The organism is Pseudoalteromonas sp. Angola-7, assembly GCF_028599255.1.
In the GTDB taxonomy this organism is placed as follows: domain Bacteria; phylum Pseudomonadota; class Gammaproteobacteria; order Enterobacterales; family Alteromonadaceae; genus Pseudoalteromonas; species Pseudoalteromonas atlantica.
In genome coordinates this window covers 140,150-163,835 of record NZ_JAQREL010000008.1, presented here as the reverse complement: position 1 = coordinate 163,835, position 23,686 = coordinate 140,150, and the positions used below count along the sequence as shown (strand labels likewise).

The 23,686-nt window shown below is 38.4% G+C and carries 22 protein-coding genes; 14 read left to right on the top strand and 8 right to left on the bottom strand.

Features of this window, described 5'->3' with window-relative positions; all coding sequences use genetic code 11:
- On the top strand, positions 1–1,279 hold a 1,279-nt coding region (locus PSH50_RS12790), incomplete at its 5' end, for a hypothetical protein (RefSeq protein ID WP_273609706.1).
- 102 nt (positions 1,280–1,381) lie between these two features.
- The gene (locus PSH50_RS12785; protein WP_273587669.1) at positions 1,382–2,344 is read left to right on the top strand and encodes a hypothetical protein; all 963 of its coding nucleotides are present in this window, start codon (positions 1,382–1,384) and stop codon (positions 2,342–2,344) included.
- A gap of 126 nt (positions 2,345–2,470) precedes the next feature.
- On the opposite strand, the gene PSH50_RS12780 is transcribed toward PSH50_RS12785, so the two are convergent.
- Together PSH50_RS12780 and PSH50_RS12775 are read right to left on the bottom strand one after the other, a co-directional pair.
- Entirely contained in the window at positions 2,471–3,133 is a 663-nt protein-coding gene (locus PSH50_RS12780) for an EAL domain-containing protein (protein ID WP_273587668.1), read from the bottom strand.
- Entirely contained in the window at positions 3,126–3,509 is a 384-nt protein-coding gene (locus PSH50_RS12775) for a hypothetical protein (protein ID WP_273587667.1), read from the bottom strand. The genes PSH50_RS12780 and PSH50_RS12775 overlap by 8 nt, the downstream gene beginning before the upstream one ends.
- Positions 3,510–3,834: 325 nt before the next feature.
- Between PSH50_RS12775 and PSH50_RS12770 the strand changes: the two genes are divergently transcribed.
- From PSH50_RS12770 to PSH50_RS12755, 4 genes are all read left to right on the top strand, one after another.
- Positions 3,835–4,467: a hypothetical protein gene (locus tag PSH50_RS12770; RefSeq protein WP_273587666.1), complete on the top strand. Its 633-nt coding sequence runs from the start codon at positions 3,835–3,837 to the stop codon at positions 4,465–4,467.
- 864 nt (positions 4,468–5,331) lie between these two features.
- Positions 5,332–6,117: a hypothetical protein gene (locus PSH50_RS12765; protein WP_273587665.1), complete on the top strand. Its 786-nt coding sequence runs from the start codon at positions 5,332–5,334 to the stop codon at positions 6,115–6,117.
- A 312-nt stretch (positions 6,118–6,429) separates the two neighbouring features.
- Positions 6,430–6,924, top strand: a complete 495-nt coding sequence (locus PSH50_RS12760) for a GNAT family N-acetyltransferase (RefSeq protein WP_273587664.1) — start codon at positions 6,430–6,432, stop codon at positions 6,922–6,924.
- A gap of 15 nt (positions 6,925–6,939) precedes the next feature.
- Positions 6,940–7,377 carry an N-acetyltransferase gene (locus tag PSH50_RS12755; protein ID WP_273587663.1) on the top strand — a complete coding sequence of 146 codons (438 nt, stop codon included), beginning with the start codon at positions 6,940–6,942 and terminating at the stop codon, positions 7,375–7,377.
- A 539-nt stretch (positions 7,378–7,916) separates the two neighbouring features.
- Here PSH50_RS12755 and PSH50_RS12750 read toward each other — a convergent pair.
- A complete protein-coding gene (locus tag PSH50_RS12750) occupies positions 7,917–9,161 on the bottom strand; it encodes a hypothetical protein (RefSeq protein ID WP_273587662.1) in 1,245 nt (414 codons plus the stop codon).
- Positions 9,162–9,170: 9 nt separating this feature from the next.
- Positions 9,171–10,157, bottom strand: a complete 987-nt coding sequence (locus PSH50_RS12745; protein ID WP_273587661.1) for a DNA-processing protein DprA — start codon at positions 10,155–10,157, stop codon at positions 9,171–9,173.
- A gap of 711 nt (positions 10,158–10,868) precedes the next feature.
- Between PSH50_RS12745 and PSH50_RS12740 the strand changes: the two genes are divergently transcribed.
- The 8 genes from PSH50_RS12740 to PSH50_RS12705 all read left to right on the top strand — a co-directional run bounded on the left by PSH50_RS12740 (position 10,869) and on the right by PSH50_RS12705 (position 19,572).
- Positions 10,869–11,255, top strand: coding sequence for a BlaI/MecI/CopY family transcriptional regulator (locus PSH50_RS12740; protein WP_004588401.1), 387 nt, complete (start codon positions 10,869–10,871; stop codon positions 11,253–11,255).
- Positions 11,256–11,264: 9 nt separating this feature from the next.
- Entirely contained in the window at positions 11,265–12,209 is a 945-nt protein-coding gene (locus tag PSH50_RS12735) for a M56 family metallopeptidase (protein WP_273587660.1), read from the top strand.
- Between the two features lie 73 nt (positions 12,210–12,282).
- Positions 12,283–13,551, top strand: coding sequence for a TolC family protein (locus PSH50_RS12730; RefSeq protein ID WP_273587659.1), 1,269 nt, complete (start codon positions 12,283–12,285; stop codon positions 13,549–13,551).
- Positions 13,552–13,562: 11 nt separating this feature from the next.
- Positions 13,563–14,798 (top strand): efflux RND transporter periplasmic adaptor subunit, encoded by a 1,236-nt coding sequence (locus PSH50_RS12725; protein WP_273587720.1) that lies wholly within the window; start codon positions 13,563–13,565, stop codon positions 14,796–14,798.
- A 12-nt stretch (positions 14,799–14,810) separates the two neighbouring features.
- Positions 14,811–17,957, top strand: coding sequence for an efflux RND transporter permease subunit (locus tag PSH50_RS12720; protein WP_273587658.1), 3,147 nt, complete (start codon positions 14,811–14,813; stop codon positions 17,955–17,957).
- A 4-nt stretch (positions 17,958–17,961) separates the two neighbouring features.
- Positions 17,962–18,660: a HupE/UreJ family protein gene (locus tag PSH50_RS12715; protein WP_029774404.1), complete on the top strand. Its 699-nt coding sequence runs from the start codon at positions 17,962–17,964 to the stop codon at positions 18,658–18,660.
- A gap of 20 nt (positions 18,661–18,680) precedes the next feature.
- Positions 18,681–19,193 carry a hypothetical protein gene (locus PSH50_RS12710; RefSeq protein WP_029774405.1) on the top strand — a complete coding sequence of 171 codons (513 nt, stop codon included), beginning with the start codon at positions 18,681–18,683 and terminating at the stop codon, positions 19,191–19,193.
- 19 nt (positions 19,194–19,212) lie between these two features.
- The gene (locus PSH50_RS12705) at positions 19,213–19,572 is read left to right on the top strand and encodes a DUF6488 family protein (RefSeq protein WP_256845803.1); all 360 of its coding nucleotides are present in this window, start codon (positions 19,213–19,215) and stop codon (positions 19,570–19,572) included.
- 433 nt (positions 19,573–20,005) lie between these two features.
- Here PSH50_RS12705 and PSH50_RS12700 read toward each other — a convergent pair whose 3' ends face one another.
- The 4 genes from PSH50_RS12700 to PSH50_RS12685 all read right to left on the bottom strand — a co-directional run bounded on the left by PSH50_RS12700 (position 20,006) and on the right by PSH50_RS12685 (position 23,631).
- Positions 20,006–20,632, bottom strand: coding sequence for a hypothetical protein (locus PSH50_RS12700; protein WP_273587657.1), 627 nt, complete (start codon positions 20,630–20,632; stop codon positions 20,006–20,008).
- Between the two features lie 38 nt (positions 20,633–20,670).
- Positions 20,671–21,126, bottom strand: a complete 456-nt coding sequence (locus tag PSH50_RS12695; RefSeq protein WP_273587656.1) for a hypothetical protein — start codon at positions 21,124–21,126, stop codon at positions 20,671–20,673.
- A gap of 87 nt (positions 21,127–21,213) precedes the next feature.
- Entirely contained in the window at positions 21,214–21,831 is a 618-nt protein-coding gene (locus PSH50_RS12690) for a hypothetical protein (protein WP_064668585.1), read from the bottom strand.
- Between the two features lie 306 nt (positions 21,832–22,137).
- Entirely contained in the window at positions 22,138–23,631 is a 1,494-nt protein-coding gene (locus PSH50_RS12685) for a hypothetical protein (RefSeq protein ID WP_273587655.1), read from the bottom strand.
- Positions 23,632–23,686 lie beyond the last annotated feature (55 nt).

Here is a 23,686-nt window from a genome sequence, read left to right as displayed (position 1 = left end):
TGGCGAGTCTCAAGGTATTAACACGACTACAGCTAATTCCACTATTTCACCAGCAAACACAAGTGCTTCTAGTAATGCTCAGGGTAATAATGCCTATACGGATTCGGCAGAGAGCACTAATGTTTCTAGTCTGCAGGTTGGCGAGTCTCAAGGTATTAACACGCCTAGAGCTAATGCCACTACTTCACCAGCAAACACAAGTGCTTTTAGCAATGCTCAGGGTAATAATGACTATACGGATTCGGCAGAGAGCACTAATGTTTCAAGTCAGCCGGTTGGCGAGTCTCAAGGTATTAACACGACTACAGCTAATTCCACTATTTCACCAGCGAACACAAGTGCTTCTAGCTATGCTCAGGGTAATAATGCCTATACGGATTCGGCAGAGAGCACTAATGTTTCTAGTCTGCAGGTTGGCGAATCTCAAGGTATTAACCCGCCTATAGCTAATGCCACTACTTCACCAGCAAACACAAGTGCTTTTAGCAATGCTCAGGGTAATAATACCTATACGGATTCGGCAGAGAGCACTAATGTTTCTAGTCAGCCGGTTGGCGAGTCTCAAGGTATTAACACGACTACAGCTAATTCCACTATTTCACCAGCAAACACAAGTGCTTCTAGTAATGCTCAGGGTAATAATGCCTATACGGATTCGGCAGAGAGCACTAATGTTTCTAGTCTGCAGGTTGGCGAGTCTCAAGTGGATTACAAACCTACAGAAAGTGAAAACGTAAAAACGGATAGTGTTAATACACCAAGCATTGAGCAAGGTGATTCATTACAGCCAGTTAATGAGTCTCAAGGTAATAACACGCCTACAACTACTTCGCCAGAAAGCGTAAACACTGTTGAACCAACTAGCGCTTCTAGTAGTATTAACCAGAGCAATAGTAAAGAAAAAGGTGGTACTAATGCACCAAATCTAGCCACTGGGTCGATAGCTTCGGCTAATGATGTAGAGCTTTCTTCAACTAACATTGCAAGTAATGATGAAGTTAAAAGTACACGTAATAACGATACGCATGCAAATGATGAACTAACTGAAGAGTTGCCTATTGATGCTATGCAATTTCTTACAGACAATGAAGTTGGGCCTCAAGAGTTTGAATCTGAGTCGGGAGAAAAGTATACAAGGGTTGGTTCTCTGGGTTCTGCAGAAGACCCAATTGGCAACGTATACGTTAACTCAGAAGGTAATGCATTCTATAACGATGGTTTTAGTTCAAAACTGGAGGACTATGGGGATTTATCCTCAATAGATTATGTAAAACAGTAGACTACAAAAGCCAAAAAGCCCGGAAGGGCTTTTTTTCTATTCGGTCGCCTTGTTATTGAAAGTTGTTATTATGTTAGTAATTCAGTTTAGAGGTACTTCAGAATGAATAAAATCAAATTCGTGCTCGTTTTACTTAGTTTGACTCACTTTAATTCGCAAGCAAAAGAAATAGAGGTAAGTGTTTCAACCGTTGGACTAACGGATCATCAAGCAAGAGAAAAAGTAAAGTTACAGGCTCGTTGGTATTCAGCTAAAGAGCTCCCGCTGCTAGTTTCTGGTAAAGAACATATAAATGCCGCAGGTGACTACCGTCGAGAAGTTACGGCTTTATCGGCAGTGGCATTGAATGTAACGGTCTTAAGCGAGTATTGGAATAAAGAGGCACATACATTAACTAGTAGATTAGATGTCACGCAGAATACAGATATAAGTGAGAGCATGTTCGGGAGTCTTCTTAAAAATAATACGCTCCAAAAGCAATTACGTAAGGCTTATGAAAACTTAGATAGTATTTTGAAAGTTAATACAGAATATGACTTAAATTCTGTAAATAGTGATATGGAGATGGTTGATACTGTTTATAACGTTTTATATATGCGCAATAGTTTTGAAAGTTCACTACGCGTTAAGACGATGTTAGAGAATGATTATGAAGCGTATGTATTGAACAGGTATATAACCCCTTATATAAATTCACTAAGGGCAGTAAGTGTCGATGTGAATCAAAATGGCCTCATAGTCCAATACGCTAGTAAATTTTATGAAAAACTTTCTAGCGATTGCATGGATCTTGTGAACGGCTTCTTTTACCAAAATAATTCAAAATTTTCATATTCTTATAATAATGCTTGTGTAGATGAACCTCTTTTTTCTAAATTGGATCTATCATTTCAGAAAAAATGGAGTGCATACGTTAGTCACTACAAAAATGGGAAAATTACATATAAATATAGTAGTAGCTTTTATGGAAATGAAGGCTTAACGCACATAATGAATGACCCAGAGAGTGAATTAAAAGAGCTGCTGGAAATTAAGTATGATAGAAATACTAATGCCCGTTGGTAAATATGTGATCTACAAAATGGTAGAAAATTTGTAATATGGCTTATTTAGCCTGTAAAACGCTTATTTTACAGGCTATATCAGTTTAGATTTTTACTTTTTTAAGACTTAGTAAAATAATGATCTAAATTAAACTGGTTCCGGGCTGTGATAGTGAAATCCTTGAGCAAACTCGGCCCTGGTTTTTTGTGCAATTAATAATTCTTTTTTCGTTTCTATTCCTACAATGAGCACCTTGTGACCCCGGTGTCTAATTAAGTCCACCAGCTGGTAAAACTTTATTGCACTTTCTTCAGAATGCGTTGCATTACGTATGAGTGAAATATCTAATTTTACAAAATCAGGCTCTAAGAGTTTCAAAAGTTCGATGTCTACATTTGGGGCGCCAAAATTATCTATAGCTATTTGAAATCCATTTTTTTTCAAAATTAAAAGGTTTTTATCGAAAATAGCTTTATTGTATTGGCTACCACATTCCGTTACTTCGATGACTAATTGTATTTGTGGAAGTAATTTAGAAAGTCGTCCTCTGCATAAGTTAAATGACAAATGCGAAATTTCACACCGAGTAAAATTAATGAAAACCCATTGATTATACTGTTTAGATAGCGACTCAATGGCTTTGATTTTTGTATTCGTTAAAGTCACTAAATTTTCAGTGTAAAAATCTGAGTTAAGTGTAGCAGTTGATCGTTCAGTTCGTGGGTCTTTACGTAATAGTAACTCACAGGCAAGTGGCTTGCCGGATTGAAGACCGACTATAGCTTGAAAGTGGTATCCGTACTCAATCATTTCTATACTCCATAAGCTCGACAGGTATGAGATTAAATAAAAATAATGTTGCTTTTAAATTGCTTTGTGCATTTTCACGGAAAAAAACTCGGTGATACCTTCCCTCTTGGCGTGTTGTAATGAGAGCGGCATTAAAGTTATATACATTGATACCAAAAATGTTCAATGTAATTGAGTTATTCGTGAGTTTCACGCGTACTAGCGAAGCGCAAACAAACAGAAAAAATGGTATTGCTAAATCTAAGGGCGGCTGGTGATGGTAACCTGTAAAGTAATGGATCATCATTAAAGGCCAGAATAAACCAATGCTAAGCAATATAAATACGACAGCTCGATAAGGTGGCGAAATAGAAAATAAGTGGTATGTTTTTGTCATAAGGGCTCCCTAATTTTTGGTTATTATAAATCACCATATTGAAGCCAAAAAATTTTAGAAAGATGCAAAATCACCACTCTAGTGTTCAATTATATTCGAAAATGTAAATTGAAGGAGTTGTACCTAAAGCACTATGTATTAACATTTGAGTGATGAGTAATATACATAAAAGCGCTTTTGTTAGGTTGTAATGTGAACAAATTAAAAAATATTACACTCCTTGTTAGTTTTTGTCAGAAATTTAGCTTATTATTAAGTTTATATGCATGTAAATCTAAATATGATGCATACATTGAATACAGTATAAACAATTAAGGTTATATTAATGCCATCGACAAACTCAATAGCAAAACTAGGGTTAGAGGAAGTAGCAGTAAAGCTTTTCCAGATGGGGGTTCGTTCAGCAACGGATTTCCAAAAGTTGTGTCGCGGAGAATTCAATGGATATGAAGGGCGGCCTGCCGATATACCGTCTAATCCTATGATGTACTTTAAAGAGATAAATTCGTTTTCTGAATTAATATCATTAGGTGAAAAAGATAACGAGGACAGTAAAGCTCAAGCAGTACCGGACAACAAAAATAAAGATGAACTAGATGTTATGTCATACGCTGATCTGAAACAGCTTGTTAGAAAATATAATGTGACTACCATTCGGCAGTGGAAAAAAGTGGTAAAAGATGAAGAGTTGCCGGGCTCTTTTCCAAGCTCGCCCCAGTCATACTATGAAGAGTTTGAAGGGTGGGAGGCGTTTCTTGCGCCAAAAAAATCGCGTTTTTTAGAGTGGCCTGAAGCGAAAGAAGCAGCAAAAAATATACGTATAGAGTATGGTCTTAAAAATGCATATGACTGGCGTTGGTTATCTCGCCAAGGGAACCGACCACCTAACTTGCCGAGTGCACCAGATTACTACTATTCAGAGTTCACGACGTGGAAAGATTTCTATGGTCTAGAATAGCTGTTTATTAGCTGTACTATTCTATATCTAACCTTACAGTTTAAAGCAGCCATGAGCGAGAAGCCGACGGTCGGGTAAACTCGCTTTTGGACAATTATGAGTTAGAGTGAACTGGCGGTTCTGTGCAATAAGCGGTTACTGAAAAAGTTAAATTTATTCTCGTATTTTTGAGTAGAAGTCTAATTTTGTACGATAATATTATTAACCGCCATTTTGCTGTGTTATAAATCACCAAAATGGTGAACCATAAACTGCTAGCACTTATGTCATATATTCAAGCTTGGAGCAAATAAATAACCGAAGTATGGTATTCAGAAGAAGATAGAGCTCGGCATGATTAGATTCTAAGACTGATTAGTGAAAAGAACGAAAATATTTTTATTCTTTTGGTTATGGCGCCATATTTATATTCTTATATTTGGTTCGTAGTAACCTTGAATCAGTTGGCTTACTTGGTTTTACAACTATTTTAGTTGTAATTTCATACGGTATGTGACTTGGTACAAACCCTATAATCCAAAAGTTTGAAGCTTTTTATCATGTTAAAGGTGGTGAACTTGAAAATGTTATTTAACATTTTTCTGTGTTTTCAGCAACATCAAATAAAATCGGATTAGTTTCAATTTCAGGTATACTCATAGCTAGCTGGATATTTTATCTGATGAAGATCAGAAATAACAGTGGTTTTTTCTCATTCGTCGCTTATTTTAACCAACTATTATTTGTCTCTTAGTGAGGTGTTGAGGTTGTAGAGTTACTTGTTTTAGAAAAATGTCCTGTTTTATGGGTTCCAAATGCATTACCTAGTGCTATAACAACACTTAGAATTAATCTATAAATTCGATATGAATCAAGAGTGAAATTATGTATATCTTTGAAATAATAAAACCCGGTATTTGGTTAGACTATGAAGATCGTGATTGGTCGTTTGGAGTTGAAGGCATTTTACGCAGTTTGGAAGGTCAGTTTTATGAGGCTAATCTTGCGTTAAACATGTTTCTAAACTCCATACAAAGAGATCTCGATTCTCATTCACAAGAAAAATGGGAAGCGGAATCGAAACGACGCAATGAGATTCGACGTGAAGTTGAGATAAAGTATGATAACCCTCACGATCACGAGGTGTGGGATCAGATCCTTCTCGAGACGGAAATAATATTTAAAAGAGAGCAATGGCAGTCGGGAAAAACCCCTAGGGAGTTTGAGCATAACCAAGCATTCATGCATGCTCGTGCGTTTCTGTATGCGCTCGATTCTTTTGATAAATTTCTTAATGTTTTAAAAAAACAATCCAACGTTCCTCCTGTGCTAGAAGATTTCTATACAAGGTTCGGAGAAGCGTTTCCTCATCTACGTGGAGTTAGAAATAGCTCGCAGCATATGGAAGACCGTTCAAGAGGTCTTGGTGCAGGAAGAAATCCGAAGCCGCTCGAACTGAAACCTATAGATAATGAGCTTATAAAAGCTGAAGGCGGTGCGCTTGTTCTGAATAGTCTGAATGGTACTAAATATGGCAATACGATGGCAGACGGACATTATGGTGAAGTCGATGTATCTCCAGCATCAATGGAAGCGCTGCACTCCATATTTCAAGATATCTTAAATGCGTTTGAGTGGAAGGGGCCAAAATGTCACCTGCCGAGCAATTAATTCATAACAAAAAGCTCAAAGGCGACGCCTAAAAGCGGCGCGCTTTAGCTTGATGTTACCAATGTCTGCAAATGGCACTCAGGCGAAATTCGGCAAAGAGCGATTAGCGGTCATTCAGGTGAGTCGTCCACAACTTAGTAGGAATAACAGAAAACTTTCCTCTTTTTTACATATTTATATATGCCACAGAAAGCATAATATTCATATTTTCAATCATTTACGTTATTTGCTATTAATATAAGTTAATAAAATAGGGACGTTTTCGAGCTAAAATAGGGAAAATGTCCTCTGATAAAGTTGTTGGAGATAAAAATGAACATAGTACTACGAAAATTAACCAAAGTAGATTCACCCGTATTTTCAATGCTTTGGCAATTCTATCAATATCACCAAAGTGCTTTTGATAACGAAGATATCAATTGTTCTGGCCGATTTGATATTGATGAAGAATATCTTAGTGATGTCGCTGCTGATGAAGAAGATTGTGACGCTTACTTAATCTTTGTTGAGGGCAATATCGCAGGGTTCATTACTGTGGAACCAACAGAGATAGTAGAACGTGAAATGCCTGAGCTGTCAGATCTTTTTATCTTACCTAAGTATCGAGGAAAAGGTATTGCTTTGTATGTTGTCCGCCAGTTAATGTTAGATAATTCATTAAATTGGCATGTAGCCGTTTATGAAAAAGACCGTGAAGCATTAAAGTTTTGGGATAGACTTTTTGCGATATTACCAATCGTGAATGTAATAAAAGTTGAGCCATCTGAGACTGAAGGCTTTCATGAATTTGTGATTACAAATAAGTAAAATATGCAGGATGCGATGAATATCACACTGGAAAACGTTACAAGTTCAAATTATGAAGCCGTATGCGACCTAGACGTCACGGATGAGCAACAGGACTATGTTGCGAGCAATATGTGGTCGCTGCTTGAGTCACATTACTGCCACGGGCATACTTGCAGAGCGATCTATCAAAACGATAAACCTGTCGGTTTTTTGATGTGGGTATCTGAAACGCCTGCAAAAGTGTCTGTTTGGCGCTTTATGGTGGATCAAGGTTTTCAAAAAGCGGGTATTGGTAGGGCTGCGCTAAATTTGGCCCTGAATGAAATCAAAGCCAGTGACAAAGTAAAAGAAATCGAAATTTGCTATGATCCTGAAAACCCCGTAGCCAAAGGTTTTTATTCAAGTTTTGGCTTTCAGGAAGTGGGGTTGGATAAAGATGGTGAAGACATATTGGCAGTTATTAAACTGTGATCTTTAACAAAACGCCGCTTTGCGGTTCGACTCGAAACATGTTGCTTGCGTTTGTGACGGGCGTTCTTGACTGTCCGCTTACAAAGCAAAGTGAACACTTAAGCCTTCAGTAGTTGAGTTTTAAATCCCGCTATATTCCGCACTCAAGTATCCCCAAATGCGAATGTCGGCTCTTTGTCTGAAACGGCAACGGAGAAACCAGTATTTGACTTTCACCTTCTCGTTCAAAGCCGCCCTTAAAGTATTTACGGCAGAAACGAGTTAATCATGAATGACTGCTCATGGCACTTTGGCGATGTCCGCCGAGAGCGAGAAGCAGACGGCCACTCTAGCGCGTTTTTGGACATTTTTGAGTTAGGATTTTTGCTCTACTAATTGAGTCTCAGGTTAATATTACTATAACTCACGCTTTACTAATGGTCGTAAAGTGCTGGACTAAAATTAGCTATCAAGGAGCACAGAAATATAAAGGCATAATATCTAGAATTGATTTCCCACTAAAACCCTAGCGTTCTACTAGGGCATTGTGTTCGATAAGGCTAGACAGGCCAATCCCAATCAATGTATTGTTGTAACTGTTCACTAAGCTCTAAAGAAGCAGCGCCATCTACATGATACGCATGGTAGCCGTACGTTTTACCTGACGGAATGCCAGTAAACAGGGTTGCTTGGTAAGGGTCAAACTCAGGCGTAACACCGATTGTTTCAATATCAGTGTTGATTGTCTTCAACCATGTAACCATGATTGTTTTAGCGCCAGTACGTTCAATGTACTTACGAGCTGCTTCAAGTGACCAGCCCTTCGTACAAATATCATCAACAAGCAAGACTGTTTTGCTGCGTTTCAGAGGTGGATTTTTGTATTCTGTGTTGTAGTTTTTAGTAGGTAGCTTGTTCAGCTTGATAGTGTTAAGTTGATTGTGATGGTCAATCACTTTACCTTCGCGACGTGCGTTCTGTGACTTTGTAGCCTTTGTGTGACGCTCAATCAAGTTATGCAAATAGCCCTTGTTGAAGCATTTCCCGAAAGTCATGAGATCATCGTTCATCTTGTCGTTGCCAACGCCAGCTTCATGCCCTGGATAGGCGGCAATAAAATCAATACGCTGATGAATACCAGTAAAGTACATACTAGTAACTAGCGCACCCAACCAAAAGTCAACATCACCTTGCCCTGCCTTAGCTGCTGCTCGTCCATTCTCCGAGTACTTTTTAAACGCATGTTTGAATGTGCTGAACGGTGCAAGCGCGTAATACTCGAAATCACCGTCTTTGATTTCATGGCTCCAGAAGTGCTCACGAAGACAAAGCGTATCTATGAAGCGAGCAAGCTCTTTTGGTTTACCGAACTCGAAGCCGTAGTTAGTATTATCACTGTACCAAGTAGCTCGTAAGAATAAAATCCTGCCATTTACAGCCGTACGCATGTCATCATCGCTACTGCCGATATAGACGATTTCGTTAGACTCCCACTTCATTTCGTTTAGAACGTACTGAGTTGCTGCTGCACGCGGCTTAGGTGGAATCTCAGGATTGCGTTGTCGAGTGAAGATAGCGAGATCTTTGAATTTAGCTTCTAACGCATCATATAAGTCTTTTTTGTTACCGTCGTTGTCGGTGATAGTCCAACTACGATTAGCAAGCAGTACAGGCTTGATGCCACGCAGTGAGAAGAAAGTCATTAGCTTCTCTACTTCTGCGAAAATGTCACCCTTTATCTTCCCAGTGTTAATTAACGTATCTTCGACACTGAGAATCACACCTTTTAGCTGTTTAGCAGCCATATAAACTCCTTATAAATCCATTGAAAATTGCCCTTGCATCCCCTGTATTGGTTGACTTTCCTCTGGCTTTTTCAAATACTTAATTAAGTCACTAGATTGGTCAGGGACGATGTAAACTTGCCCGCGTTTATATGCACTGACCGCTTTTATTTCTGCATTTTCTAAATCTGACTGATAGAGATACGGCATCATCAAGAATCGACCGTAGTCTTTGGTGAAGTTCACTGTATGAGCTGTACCGCTCTTTATCTTCCATTCGACAGGCGCTGTAATCTGAGCAAGACTAGCTTGAATGCGATTGCGACGTACGAAGTTTTGAGCACTGTAACTTTGGTGAATTAAGTATTCAGTAACAATTGCACCACCGTTAGCGACAATCTCTGCTCGCAAATGCTCTGAGCCGCGAGGGTAGTTGCTATCAATGCCAGTGCCTAGCACTGCAATGGTTGGCACATTGAAGCGAATAGACTCAATATGGGCTTTTTGGTCAATGCCCTCAGCAAGTCCACTCACAGATACCAAGCCTTGATTTGCCATAGCTGCAATTATGTATTTCGTTAGCCAAAGACCATCCTCCGTAGCTTTTCTGCTACCAACAATCGCAACTGATGGCTGGTGAAGTACTTTGTAGTTACCCTCAACGAACAGCCACATAGGTGGTTCTGGTATGCTCTTCAGCTGCTGCGGAAAGAGGTCTTGGTCATAGAAAAAAATACGAATGTTCTTCTTGGTGTACTCACGTGCAAGCTCAAGACCTTTATTCCATAGGTCAAGCTTGAACAGCATCCATGACTCGGCTGACTCTTTAATCGAATCATCAAGCTTTTGGCGAAGCATTTTTTCAAAATGCTCAATGTCGTCAGTTTTAATTAGTTCTCTAAAGCTGATTTTCTGAGCAGCGATTTTATACAGGGTTTTGAAGCCAACACCGCGTATTGACTGTAATGCTAAAAACGCGACGGTTTCAGCTTTCCAGTAATCTTGCTCTTTTTCCATTTCGAATACCTTGTTATTGCTGGGCTAAACCCGATTTTCGCACTGAGAGCAGTATGTTTAAAGCTAGTTTGAATGCTAAAGACAAAACGCTCTTATTGCTTCTATCTTCCTGACTTTTATAGCGTATAGCAAGTAATCAAATAATAAAGGTGTGATTATTTTGCTCTTGAGCAAGTATTTTACAGTTAGTTATTCTGAGTGTAGTTAGATCTTAATCACCTAGACACTTTCTAGCTTCTCAAAAACTGCTTCGAGCTTCACCTGTGACAGTCCAAACATTTTTGCATTAGAAAAGTATATTGTGTAGTTGTGCTTTCTAAATGGTTTTGGGGCAGAAACGAGTTGGACTTCCGAGCTTTCATTAGATACCGGCTTATAATCTTAAAGTACAAAACGGAAGTAAGCTTCCGTTTCTAGGACTTCAAAGGTAGTTATCGGAAATATACTTCTGTTTTTTGAAAGCATTGACCTAGATAGCTATACGAGCCACTTTTCGGGGTCTTATTGGAGCGAAAAGGTAAATTCGTATCACTTTAGAAGCCTTTTCCGGCTCGGTCTTTAAGCTCATAAATCAAATTTTTCAATGGTATGTTAATTACAAATTGTTCACTAAAGTATTATTTTTCAGAATTATTTTAATAAAACCTATTGAACATCGGTTTTACTTTTGATTTAATACCTATCATTAATCGGTTTTAAATTGAGGCTCATATGAAGTTAGGTGAATTAGAAAAATTAGTACTTCAATATTTGTGGCAGCATAAGTCCTCAGATGTGAAGCAAGTCTATACCCATTTTGAAAAGCTACGTGGTGGAAGTCTGAATACTTACCAAAGCACGTTAGATCGTTTGTTTAAGAAAGAGCTTTTGTCTAGAGAGAAAATTGGCTATGCATTTCATTATCAGCCTAGAGTTGAAAGGCATGAGTTAATAGGCCAGCTTATTAAATCGGTAACAAGCGATTTTATAACAGAAGACGATAATAGCCTCATAGCAGCTTTTACTTCAATTTCTAAAGACTTCAATGTTGAGCAGTTGGATAAGTTAGAATCACTTATCGAAGAGCAAAAGCAAAAACTCAACAGTGAAAAAGAGTAGCTTAAAAATATGTCTGTTTTTTTTAATTTATTAGCTATCTTTTCAATTACTTTTATTGTGGCAAATGTCTCTTTGTCAGCGATTTTTTCGCTCATTGGTCAGCAAATTATAAAAATTGAAGTTAAGTCCCGTAAGTTCTTGCTTTGGACAGTTGTATCATTGCCTTGGGCCCTCAGCTTTGTACTAGCAATTTTAATACTTCAGGCCTTCCACACCGGGGATAGCCTATATGATTTTGCTTTTTTACATTGGCACCATATGACTCATTTTGAATGGTTTAGCTGGCATGGCTTTACCGTTGGCGTTGCGCTGTTTTTCGTAATGTATGTCTTAATAAGTCAAGGGCGCCTTTTATGGAACCACAAAAGAGAAATCGAATCATTGATGTGCTTTTCAACGAATATAGAAACGGATATATATCAAATAGAATCAGATGATGCATCTGCATTTACGAGTGGTTTCTTTACAAAAAAGTGCTTTGTCACTACTGCCCTTATTGAGCAAACCACTTGTGAAGAGTACGACGTAGTTATTAAACATGAAAGGGCACATATTGCGACAAATGATCCTGCGAAGAAGTGGCTTTTTACCCTGTTATGTTTATTTTTTATAAAACCGATAGCACAAAGGCTGAAGCTACATATGATTTTAGCAATGGAGCAAGAAGCCGACAACGCAGTAATAAAAAGCGGTACTTCAAAACTATTTGTGGCCAGTACACTAGTAAAAGTTGCTAAGCTTAATGCGCAAAGCGATCTATTAAAAAATAAAAGCTTAGTGGTAAATTTTGGTGCAGATGTACTAGAGCAGCGTATATATTTTCTGCTTGATAAATTGAAGCTTGAACCAATTCACAAAGGTATAACATTTTCGTTAGTTATGGTTTTAGTGATTGTTTCTTCAGCTTCAATCGATGGTATTCATCACTTTATGGAAACCTTCTTTGGTCACTAAGTGGCTTATTTTTTTAAGTTTAAAACCGATCTAAGGTCGGTTTTATGGGTAGTAAGTCTAAAAGGGTAAACTTATGTTTTTTAGAAAAAATCCAACTAAAAAACCGATTGTAAGTCGGTTTTTTAGGGTGTTTAGTTGTATCGGTTTGTTTAGCGCTACGTTATCTGCTCATGCAAAAAATACAATTTCATTAAATGAAGCGATAAGTTTATCGCTTAAAAAGCATCCAGAACTAAGGTCTTACATTTATAAAAAAGAATCGGCATTAGCATTAGTTGAACAAGCAAGTGTTGGCACTCCTATGATAGTTAACGCTTTAGCTGAAGATGCGTTTGGTACAGGCAGTTACTCGGGAGTTAAGGGCCTACAAACTACACTCAGTATTTCTTGGCTGTTAGAAAAAGACCACATTGACTCGCGAGTAAAGTTGGCAAATGCCAAGGTATCGTCTGCGTCTATTGAACAACAAGTCAAAGCGATTGATGTTGCATCAGAGACGGCTCGTATCTATATCAAGTTGCTTTCACAGATTATGAAATTGGATTTGGCAAAATTAGCACAGAGACAATCTCAACAAGCTCTCGAGCAAATTAAACGTAAAGTTAAAGCAGGTAGCTCTTTTGTTGTTGATGAGTTAAGAGCAAAAGCTGCGCTATCACTAGTTGAATTAGAAGTGGAAGATTTAGCGCATGAAATAGAAGCTTCTAAGTCTCAACTTGCAGCACAGTGGGAAGGAAATACTCGTTTTGCAGTCAATGGTAATTTAGCGAATATTCCAAGCTTAAAGGACTTAAATACCGCTTTAGAAGGTTTAAAGGCTAATCCACAGCTAAAACGTTTTTTGATTGAACAAGATGTGATGCAATCCGAAATTGACTTGGCGATTGTCGAACAAAAACCATCATGGTCGATTTCTACTGGTATTAGAAGAAATGAAGCGGTAGATGACTTTGCATTTACTGCTGGGATCTCAATTCCATTAGGAGGAAATAATAGAAATAGAGGTCAAATATCTTCTCTTCAAGCTAAGCAAAATCAAAGTAAAGCTAAATCAGATGCGCTTTATCAGCGTATTTCAACACAAGCATTATTGCTGACTCATAAACTTAAACACAATCGTCATGTTATAGACGCTTTAACAAACAAATCTATTCCATACCTTGAAGAAGCTAGCAAAAAGGCAGAAGAAGCATATCGCCTCGGCAGCTATCGTTATACCGATTGGCACGTCGTACAACAAGAGTTAGTGAAAGCACAATCGGACTTGATTGATGCGTATACCAATATTCAGTTATTTAATATCGAATTAGAACGATTAACAGGCACATCTGTGTCAATGTAAGAGAGAAAATGATGAAACTTAAATCTATTGCCGCTGTAATTGCGTTGACTCAAATAGGGTTAGGGCTATCTATGTATAGCCCTGTCACATGTGCACAAAATAATGTTGAAGCTGTACAAGAAGTAGAAAAAGGACCTAATAATGGTCGTATGCTTCGTAATGGTGACTTTGCTATCGAGCTTGCCATTTTTGAAACGGGAGTACCACCAGAGTTTCGTGTTTTTGTAACTAAGGCTGGGAGCGCTATAAACCCAAACGATGTTGATTTAAACGTTAAACTTTCTCGTTTAGGAGATGGCACTGACAATATTAACTTCTATGTTGAGAACAATTATCTTCGTGGTGACATGGAAATTTATGAGCCGCACTCGTTCCTCGTGACAGTAACGGCAAAGTATAAAGGTAAAACTTATCAGTGGTCTTATGACAATTACGAAGGCCGTACACAAATAGCTGATGTCATGGCTGAGTCAATGGGGATTGAAACAGAAATTATTGCTAGTCGAGAAATGGAAGAGCGCTTAAAGGTTTATGGCGAGCTTACTCTGCCACCAAATGCTATTCGCAATATCTCAGCACGTTTTCCGGGAGAAATTAAATCGCTTAATACTGAGTTAGGTAAGCCGGTTAAAGAGGGGCAGGTTTTGATGACTATAGAGGCAAATGAAAGCTTACAACTATATAAAGTGATTGCGCCAATAGATGGTGTGGTTACATCACAAAACGTCGGTATCGGTGAGCAATCTTCTGGTCGAACTTTATTAACCATTACTAATACCAAAAAGCTAGTTGCTGAGTTAAATGTTTACCCTATGGATCAGGGCAAGATCACATTAGGTACTGAAGTAGATATTCATATTCCGGGCTTTAAAGATGCAGTAAAGACATCACTATCAGACACACTTTATCAATTGACCTCTGAACAAGCCAAAGTCTATCGCGCTGTTATCGATAATTCAGATAACCGATTTAGCCAAGGTCAGTTTGTTACAGGACAAGTTTTAGTAGATAGCTATACCGTTGATATGGCGGTTAAAGCAGAAAGCTTGCAAGGCTTTCGTGACTTTACGGTAGTTTACGGAAAGTTCGAAGACCAATACGAAGTGCGTATGTTAGAGCTCGGTCGCAAATCAGGCCAATGGGTAGAAGTACTTAGTGGTATTCCTTCAGGAACGGAATATGTGACAACGAATAGTTACATCATTAAAGCTGACATTGAAAAGTCTGGCGCATCACACGACCACTAAGGAATTGAAGATATGTTGGATTCGATTTTAAAATTTTCCATAGAGCGAAGCAAATTAATACTCATTTTTGTTTTTGCTGTCGGTATGTTGGGCGTTTGGAACTTTCAAAAACTGCCCATCGATGCTGTACCTGACATTACCAATGTTCAGGTAGTTATTAATACAGAAGCGTCCGGCTATACCCCTCTGGAAGTAGAGCAAAGGGTGACATTCCCGCTTGAAACAGCTCTATCAGGTGTGCCAAACCTTGAATATACTCGTTCAGTCTCACGGTACGGCCTATCTCAAGTAATTGCTATATTTACAGATGAGACTGACATTTATTTTGCAAGGCAGTTGGTTAACGAGCGTTTAGGCGCTGCTAAATCTGAGCTCCCTTTTGGCTTAGAGCCTGAATTAGGCCCTATTTCTACTGGGCTTGGGGAAATCTTTATGTTTACGGTTGATGCGCGTGAAGGGGCAACAAACAAAGATGGTAGTGAGATCACTCCTACAGATCTAAGAACTGTTCATGACTGGGTTATCCGTCCGCAGCTTATGCAAGTTGAAGGCGTTGTCGAGGTAAACCCTATCGGTGGATATGAGCGTGAAATACTTATCGCCTTGAACCCTGATAAGTTATTAATGTTCGGCCTTTCTCAGCAAAATTTAATTGAAGCTATTAATCAACATAACCAAAACAAAGGGGCTGGGTTTATAGAGAAAAGTGGTGCGCAATGGTTGATTCGTTTACCGGGGCAAATTGAAACCGTTGAGCAACTAGCAAATATTCCTTTACCGTCATCTAGTGGCCGAGTTATTCGTGTTAAAGACGTTGCTGAGGTAACCGAAGGCAAGGAGCTTCGCTCTGGTGCGGCGACACAAAATGGTCGCGAAGTCGTATTAAGTACTGTTTTCATGTTAATAGGCGAAAATAGCCAAAAGGTTGCCAAAGGCGTAGGTGAAAGATTAAAAGAGATTAATAAATCTCTACCTGAGGGTATTGTTGTTAATGCCGTTTATGACCGAACTAAATTGGTTAACAAAACTCTCGATACAGTAAAAATGAACCTTATTGAAGGTGCTATCTTGGTTATTGTTGTGCTGTTTTTGCTGCTAGGTAATTTTAAAGCAGCATTTTTAACAGCGCTTGTAATTCCTTTTGCCATGCTTATGACTGTAACAGGCATGATCCAAACTCGTACCAGTGCTAACTTAATGAGTTTAGGGGCGCTTGATTTTGGTTTACTTGTAGATGGTGCCATTATCATTGTTGAAAACTGCCTTCGCCGTTTAAGCCAAGCTTCTAATGGTAACGCATTGCCAGTAAAAGAACGCTTACTGCTTGTGTACGAAGCCACACGAGAAGTGATCCGTCCAGCACTGTTTGGTGTCTTTATTATCACTGCTGTGTACCTTCCCATTTTTGCTTTAACGGGTGTAGAAGGGAAAATGTTCCACCCTATGGCGATTACCGTTGTAATTGCGCTGGTTAGTGCAATGATCCTATCGGTCACCTTCATACCTGCTGCAATCGCATTAACCTTCAAAGGTAAAGTCGTTGAAAAAGAAAACGTGATCATGAAAGCCAGTGTTTCACTTTACAAGCCTATTTTATCCTTGGTACTAAAAGCTCGATGGGTGGTGGTAATTGGTGCTGTTGCTTTAGTTTCTGTTGCCGGTGTTATGAGTACTAAGTTAGGTAGCGAGTTTGTACCAAATTTAGATGAAGGTGATATTGCTATGCACGCTTTACGTATACCTGGCACGTCGCTTACCCAATCTATTGAAATGCAAAAGGTGCTAGAAGACAGAATAAAGTCATTACCTGAGGTTGAACGCGTTTTTGCAAAAGTGGGGACGCCAGATGTTGCAACGGACGCTATGCCACCGAGTGTAGCCGATAATTTTATAATTCTGAAACCTCGTAGTGAATGGCCTGATCCAGATAAACCTAAAGCAGATTTTGTTAAAGAGCTCGAAGCTTTAGTAACACCAGTTCCGGGAAACCGTTACGAGTTTTTACAACCGATTCAAATGCGCTTCAATGAATTATTAGCAGGAGTACGTGCTGAGCTTGCTATTAAGGTGTTTGGAGACGATTTTGATACTTTAACGGAGCTTGGGAAAGCGCTTGAAAAGTCGATTCAAGGTGTTGAAGGCATTCGTGATATTCAAGTTGAGCAAACTAAAGGTTTACCTGTATTAACTTTCGACCCTAAACGTGAACAATTAGCATTGTATGGTTTAAGTATTTCTGATTTTCAAAACCAAGTTGCTGTTGCTATGGGAGGTGAGATTGCAGGTAAGTTTTACGACGGTGATAAGCGCTTCGACATAGTGGTTCGTTTACCAGAGGAGCAAAGACAAGATGTAGATGCTCTTTCACAGCTACCAATTACCTTGCCAAGCGGTGGCTATCTACCACTACAGGAATTAGCGAATGTCGAAATGGCTCTAGGCGTAAATCAAGTGAATCGTGAGAATGGTAAACGCAGAGTTGTGGTTACAGCTAATGTTCGCGGACGAGATTTAGGTAGCTTTGTTAAAGATGTGCAACAAGCCATAGATGCTAATGTTCAATTGCCTGCTGGTTATTGGATTGAGTATGGCGGCACATATCAAAAACTACAATCAGCTTCGCAAAGATTAAGCATAGTTGTCCCCGTAACATTAGTCTTAATTATTGGTTTGCTATTACTTGCATTAGGTTCATTGAAAGACTCATTGATTATATTTACAGGCGTGCCACTGGCATTAACAGGTGGAATATTCGCCTTAATAGTTCGTGACATTCCATTCTCTATTTCAGCGGCAGTAGGCTTCATTGCTTTATCGGGTATAGCGATATTAAACGGCCTAGTCATGGTTTCCTTTATTAGAGATCTCGTTAAGAAAAACTATGATTTAGAAACTGCCATTATTAAGGGGGCTTTAACCAGATTAAGGCCAGTTTTAACCACTGCATTAGTCGCTTCACTAGGTTTTATACCTATGGCGTTAAATACGGGTATTGGCTCAGAAGTGCAAAGGCCGTTAGCTACTGTCGTAATAGGAGGAGTGATTTCTTCAACAATCTTAACGTTATTTGTTCTACCTGCGTTATATCGTCTATTGCATTCAAAAGACGAAAGCCTGGCTGAGCAAAATGACAATCAATTACTAGAAAATAAAGGGTAAATAAATGTTTGGAAAATTCAAACTTTCTTATTTGCTGTACCCGTTATTGATTCTACTGTCGATGGCTTCAATTGAAGCCTTCGCACATGGGGTTGATGATAGTACACGCAACTTTTTACAAAATAATACGGGTGTGCAAGTTCTGCCGTTTATATACATAGGCGCAAAGCACATGGTAACGGGCTATGATCACCTGTTGTTCTTAGTCGGTGTATTGTTTTTCTTACGCAGCAGTCGAGACGTTTTACTTTATGTCAGTATGTTCACGATTGGGCACAGCTTAACGTTAATGGGTGGAGTACTTGCCAATATTCAAGTTAATGCTTATCTAATCGACGCAATCATCGGCTTATCAGTTGTTTACAAAGGCTTTGATAACTTAGGTGGATTCAAACACTTCTTTGGAAAGCAACCAAATCCTAAAAAAGCGGTGCTTATTTTTGGCCTGTTCCACGGGTTTGGTCTAGCAACCAAAATTCAAGAATTTGAGTTGCCGTCGCAAGGGCTTGCTACAAACTTATTATCTTTCAATATTGGTGTTGAAATTGGTCAATTCTTAGCTTTGGCGTTTATTCTTCTAGCTATTAATTTTTGGCGTCAATTCGAAAGCTTCAACCGTTTTGCCAAAGCTACAAATACAGCATTAATGTGTGGTGGCTTCATGTTAGTTGGTATGCAACTAACCGGATATTTTGTTAGTTAATTATTATGAGATATATATTTATGGAATCAAATAAAACCAGTCGCTCATTAATCAAAGCGACAATTCTTTCATTCTTGGTAGCGATAATTACACTTGTATTATTCATTTTGCCAGCGGAGTACAACATTGACCCTACTGGTATTGGTGAAAAGCTTGGCTTAACGGTATTTAATGATGAGGCTTCAACGCCCTCAGCGCAACAGTACTCTGATGGTGAACAAGACTCTGTGATCCTTACTGTTCCCGCAGGTGAAGGTATCGAGTACAAACTTGATATGAAGCAATTTCAAAAAGCAACCTATGAATGGACAACTGATGGCGCAGAGTTATTTGTTGATTTACATGGAGAGCCTAAAGGAGACACTACAGGCTATTTTGAATCATATGCAATTGCCACAGTAAATGAGATGAAAGGTAGCTTTACAGTACCATTTGATGGTTCTCATGGTTGGTATTGGAAAAATACAACTAATCAAGATATTAGCATTCAACTTATCTTCAATGGCGATTACGTTATCGAAGGTCTTAAATAAACTTTAATAAGGAAACAAAATGAAAGTACTAATTAAACTAGCTGCTATTACAATAATTGTATTTACTACTTCTGTAATGGCTCATTCCGAAGGTCATGGAAAGGTTGAAAAAAGTAAAATTATACAAGCAGCTCAAACCTCTGCTAAAGCTTTAACATTTAAAGATAAAGGTATGTCAGTTGGCAAACTAGATAGCTCTTGGAACAAAGTTACTAAGGACAACTTTACTGTTGTAGAGGAAACTCGTGATGCTGTTCTGCTGAAAGCGACAAATGCGCAGAATAGTCAAACGCTTCTATTTATCGTAAGTAAAGCTGGCAAAGTTATGGATGTTAAAGATGAAAAAATGTTCAAGAACGAACATGGTCATTCACATTAATTTCTAAACTCAGTTGAAGATGGTAAATGCAGAAAATAATAGCTGCATTTACCGACTTATCTTTGTATGTATTATGTGGCTTTAGATTCTAAGAAGCTATCTGTGGTTAAATCGCTAATATCCGCTTTACGCCCTAAGCCATTCAGAAACTTTTTTACCCCAAAAGGGGGAGCCTTTTTCTTTTTGCACTTTTTCTAAGTGCAGCTTAGAGCGAGAAGCAGACGTCCATACAAACTCGTTTTTGGACAAAAATGAGTTAGGCCGTCAGCTGTATTAGATGAGTTTCGTATAAAAGTTTCTATGGGCTAGCGCCCAATTAAGTTGTGAGCAACGCTTCCACCGTACTCAAACACTTCACAGTAATCACTAAACCAATTGAAACCGAAAGCGCCGAGCGTTGCGAATCACTCTTAAATGCTAGTATACTAAATTTTCATCCGTAGTATCGAACAAAACACTCTTTATACTCACCATCGTCCAGAGCCGACATAAATAACTGAATCATGTCATTCATAGTTTTGACTGACCAAGCAGCCAACTCTGCGGATTGCAATATGTCAACCCAACTAGTCGCCCCATCAACTTCAGAGATAATGCGTTTGGATTTTAGCTGTCGAATAAACTTAGGGTAAGACTTTAAATCAATATTTGGCTTAGATGCAGCACCGTCAGTAACCATGACCTCGGGCTTATTGTGCACTATCGCATTTCTGACCTCGACAAGGATTTTAAATGATTCAAATACAGATTGTGACTTAAAGTCTTCATTATCGAAAAATAGCTTCAACGCATAAAAGTATTTATCCTGTAATCGCTTTCTTTCAGCGACCATCCTATACATTTCAAACGAATAATCTCTCAATGTATAACAGCTCCTAGCTTCAGAACTTAAATACCGCCTATATTCACAGGATTCATTTATAAATGATTCGAGAACCGATGCACAAAATACAATACACGGTAGAGTTTGAGCAGGGTCATGAGCTGCCACCCTCTGTGTATTTATAGCTATATCCCTCAACACAGGAGTGTTTGGGGAAAAATGATATGTTTTAATCATTGATACTCCTGTTTTACGTTCATTGTTTAATTAATTTGTTATAGCGCATCTTCCGACGCGTGCATTACCGACAATACTTTTGATAATACGTCAGGAATACCCGTATCTTTAAAGTAACTAATATTGCTAATGCGACTTGTAGTTTCATGGAACAATTCGTGAAATGAACTTTGTTTTTCAATTATCACAGAGGGCAGTTCATAACCATCTTCATTGAATTGGTCTGCCGTAATATCAATGATATAACCATTACAATGCAACCATGCATGGGATTGGTTGGAATTTTCACCTAGTCCAACTCCACAGACATATTCACTACCTAAACCCTTATGCTGCAATAAATACAAACCGAGTAAGTCGGTAGCATCTCCACAGCAACCACTTGGGAAGCCAGAAGAGTTATAAAAACTAGTCATGCTATCAAAGTCTGATTTGTCAAAACTAGCCAAAATATCCCTAATTTGATGGATCTCTTTTTTAACTTCTTTATTCAAACGAAACTCCAATACTGGCTTGCGCTATAACGCCGTTGTAACAGCCAACAAGTTTTTTGTCCGCGTTGATGACTTTGTTAACAACCTTTATTGTCCTCTGAACTTTCTCAAACTCTCTTTAAGATCAATTTTTAAGTTTAAAACATCAGCTTCAACTTTAATCAAACCTTCATGTCTCTCTTCACCTTCAAGATTATTATATGAATTAGTTATTCCGTTAATAATTTCATGTACTTTTGTATCAAAGTGCCCATATGTATACTTGAATTCTTTCTGTTCTTTTGCAGAGAGCAAAGACTGAGCATAATCAACATTTACTCTATAACGATCTTTAGATTTCCAAAATAAGTCCATTTTTTCCTTCTTTGCTTGTGAATGGTCTTGGTAATATTTTGGTGTATTCAGAAAAAAATATTCATCTTTGAATACCCCCCAGTATTGTTCAATATTACTGATACAATCTAAAGCAATACGGTCAAGCTCTTTAAAAGCCTTGAACCTTTCGGCATGGCTAAATTGATGTTTCCAAGTACGCAAAGCAGAGATAGCAACAATTACTGTTAACAAAGCTCCAATACCAGAAACGATACCAAACACTTTATATAAAGAATCTAATGTCTCAGAACTACTATCAAGACTAATCCCAAAAATCATACCGATTACTAGTATTGCTAAACAGCAAAACCAGATGATTCCATCATTCAAATACTCAACTCCTAGTTGGTTGCTAACATTTTATTCGTGCACATGCGCGTTTACCTCGTTGGGCCAGTGAAAACGCGCACAGTTAACTAATTGATTTTAACAAGCTACCTAGCTGCTAACTCGTTCGCTCTACTTTAATCGTTGTTACATCTAACTTGAATACGCCAATTAACCATAAGATACCTGCCTTACAATGCTGGCAAGGCCAATGCGGTATCAGTGTTACGTTTTCTGTCTTTGCCTTCTCCACTTTACCTGTGTGATGTGGCAACTAACGCCCGACTCAGCCGACGCGTTAGTGGTCGGCTACAGTAGTTTGTTATGTTCATCTGTCTCCGTTGAGCTTTGTTTCAGATCAACGTCCTCCTGCCTAAGAAAACTCGAATTATATCTTTCTTCTAAGTTATCCCAGTCAATCGTTAGCGCTGCCAGTAAAATCTGAACTACAATCAAAACCCCAACAAGTAATGAATATTTCCTATTAAAACGAAGATTTTGAACCTGCATTTCACTATTTAATCCGGAAAGCCTACGGTCTATAGATGCCTTTAATTCATCAGCAAGCTTAAGCCTATATTTTGCAATTCTTTTTGCGCTATCCGAGTAAGACTCGCGACAGCTATGAGGAATCTCTTTCTGAATCGCCAGAATATTTTCCCTCAATGATTCTAGCTGGTTTGTAGACTCGAAAAGTATGTCATAGTTTTTTTCAACCTTGTTTGTGTTCTTCAATAATGCTGAATTAGCGTACTCCGAAACCTCTACCTGTTGCCTTGCTACATCAATAAACATTGAAATAAATATATGTGAGTCGTATAGAGTTAACCCTTTCCGAGCAAAATTATCAAACTGGTCAAACTCTTCTAAGCTTTTGCTCTTTATAAACAGCGCATCTAGATCATTCTTCTCTACAACGTAACGGCTTAAAAAATGCTCTGAATTATCGCTACTTATTTTTTCATCAAAAAATCCAAGACTTCGTCGACAAACGTGAACATGGATATCATCCTCGCATTCATCAACTTCAACAAAATAAGGCTCATTAGTATTTCTATAGATATCTGCAATTAGCGTTAACTTCGATTCATCCTTAGTTATTCGCCATAGACTAAGGACTTTTTTAGCCATACCGACCACATCGCTGCAAACCTTATTTATATTCTCATTTATAAGGTCTTCAATTAGGTTTCGTTTATCATGATGTTGAATAGCTCTAAATTGCTGTGAAAATGGATTTACGGAAGCAAAGGCGTCGTATCTCTTTACCTCGCTAACATCAACACTGGAGACCATTCCTGTTGCTGACTCATTCAGGAAAAAATATAGTGACAAATAATTAATTCCATACGAGTACTTGGACAGAGACACGTAACAAGAATCGCAAAACTCTGTTTCTTCCTCCATTCTCAATAGCGAAGTCAGCCTGTTTTCTTTATGAAAATGAATCCAACCTAAATTTCTGTACCCGCCACCATGGTCATACTTGTTTTCAAAAGCGGAATCATCTCTCCTAGGGTTGTAATCAATAGGAGATGCATTGGACTTTAGCCATCGGCGAATCGAATCCAAATCATCATGATCAACCTTTACAACTACGCTTATAGCTTTCCACGTGAAGCTTCCATCAAAAAGACTGGCAGATTTAATTCGATCCTCTTTTTCATATAGATGCTGGATCGACTCTTGCTCTTTTCGAGAATAGCTCTTGGCAATAAATCGAAGCCACTTAGGGAATACCCAAGGAATTAACCTGGCTAGGAGTAAGACAATTTCAGTATATTTGGCTTTTATAGGTTTCATTATTTTATTTCAAGCAAAGGCGAGTTATATTTATGGACAAAAACACGTTAGAGTA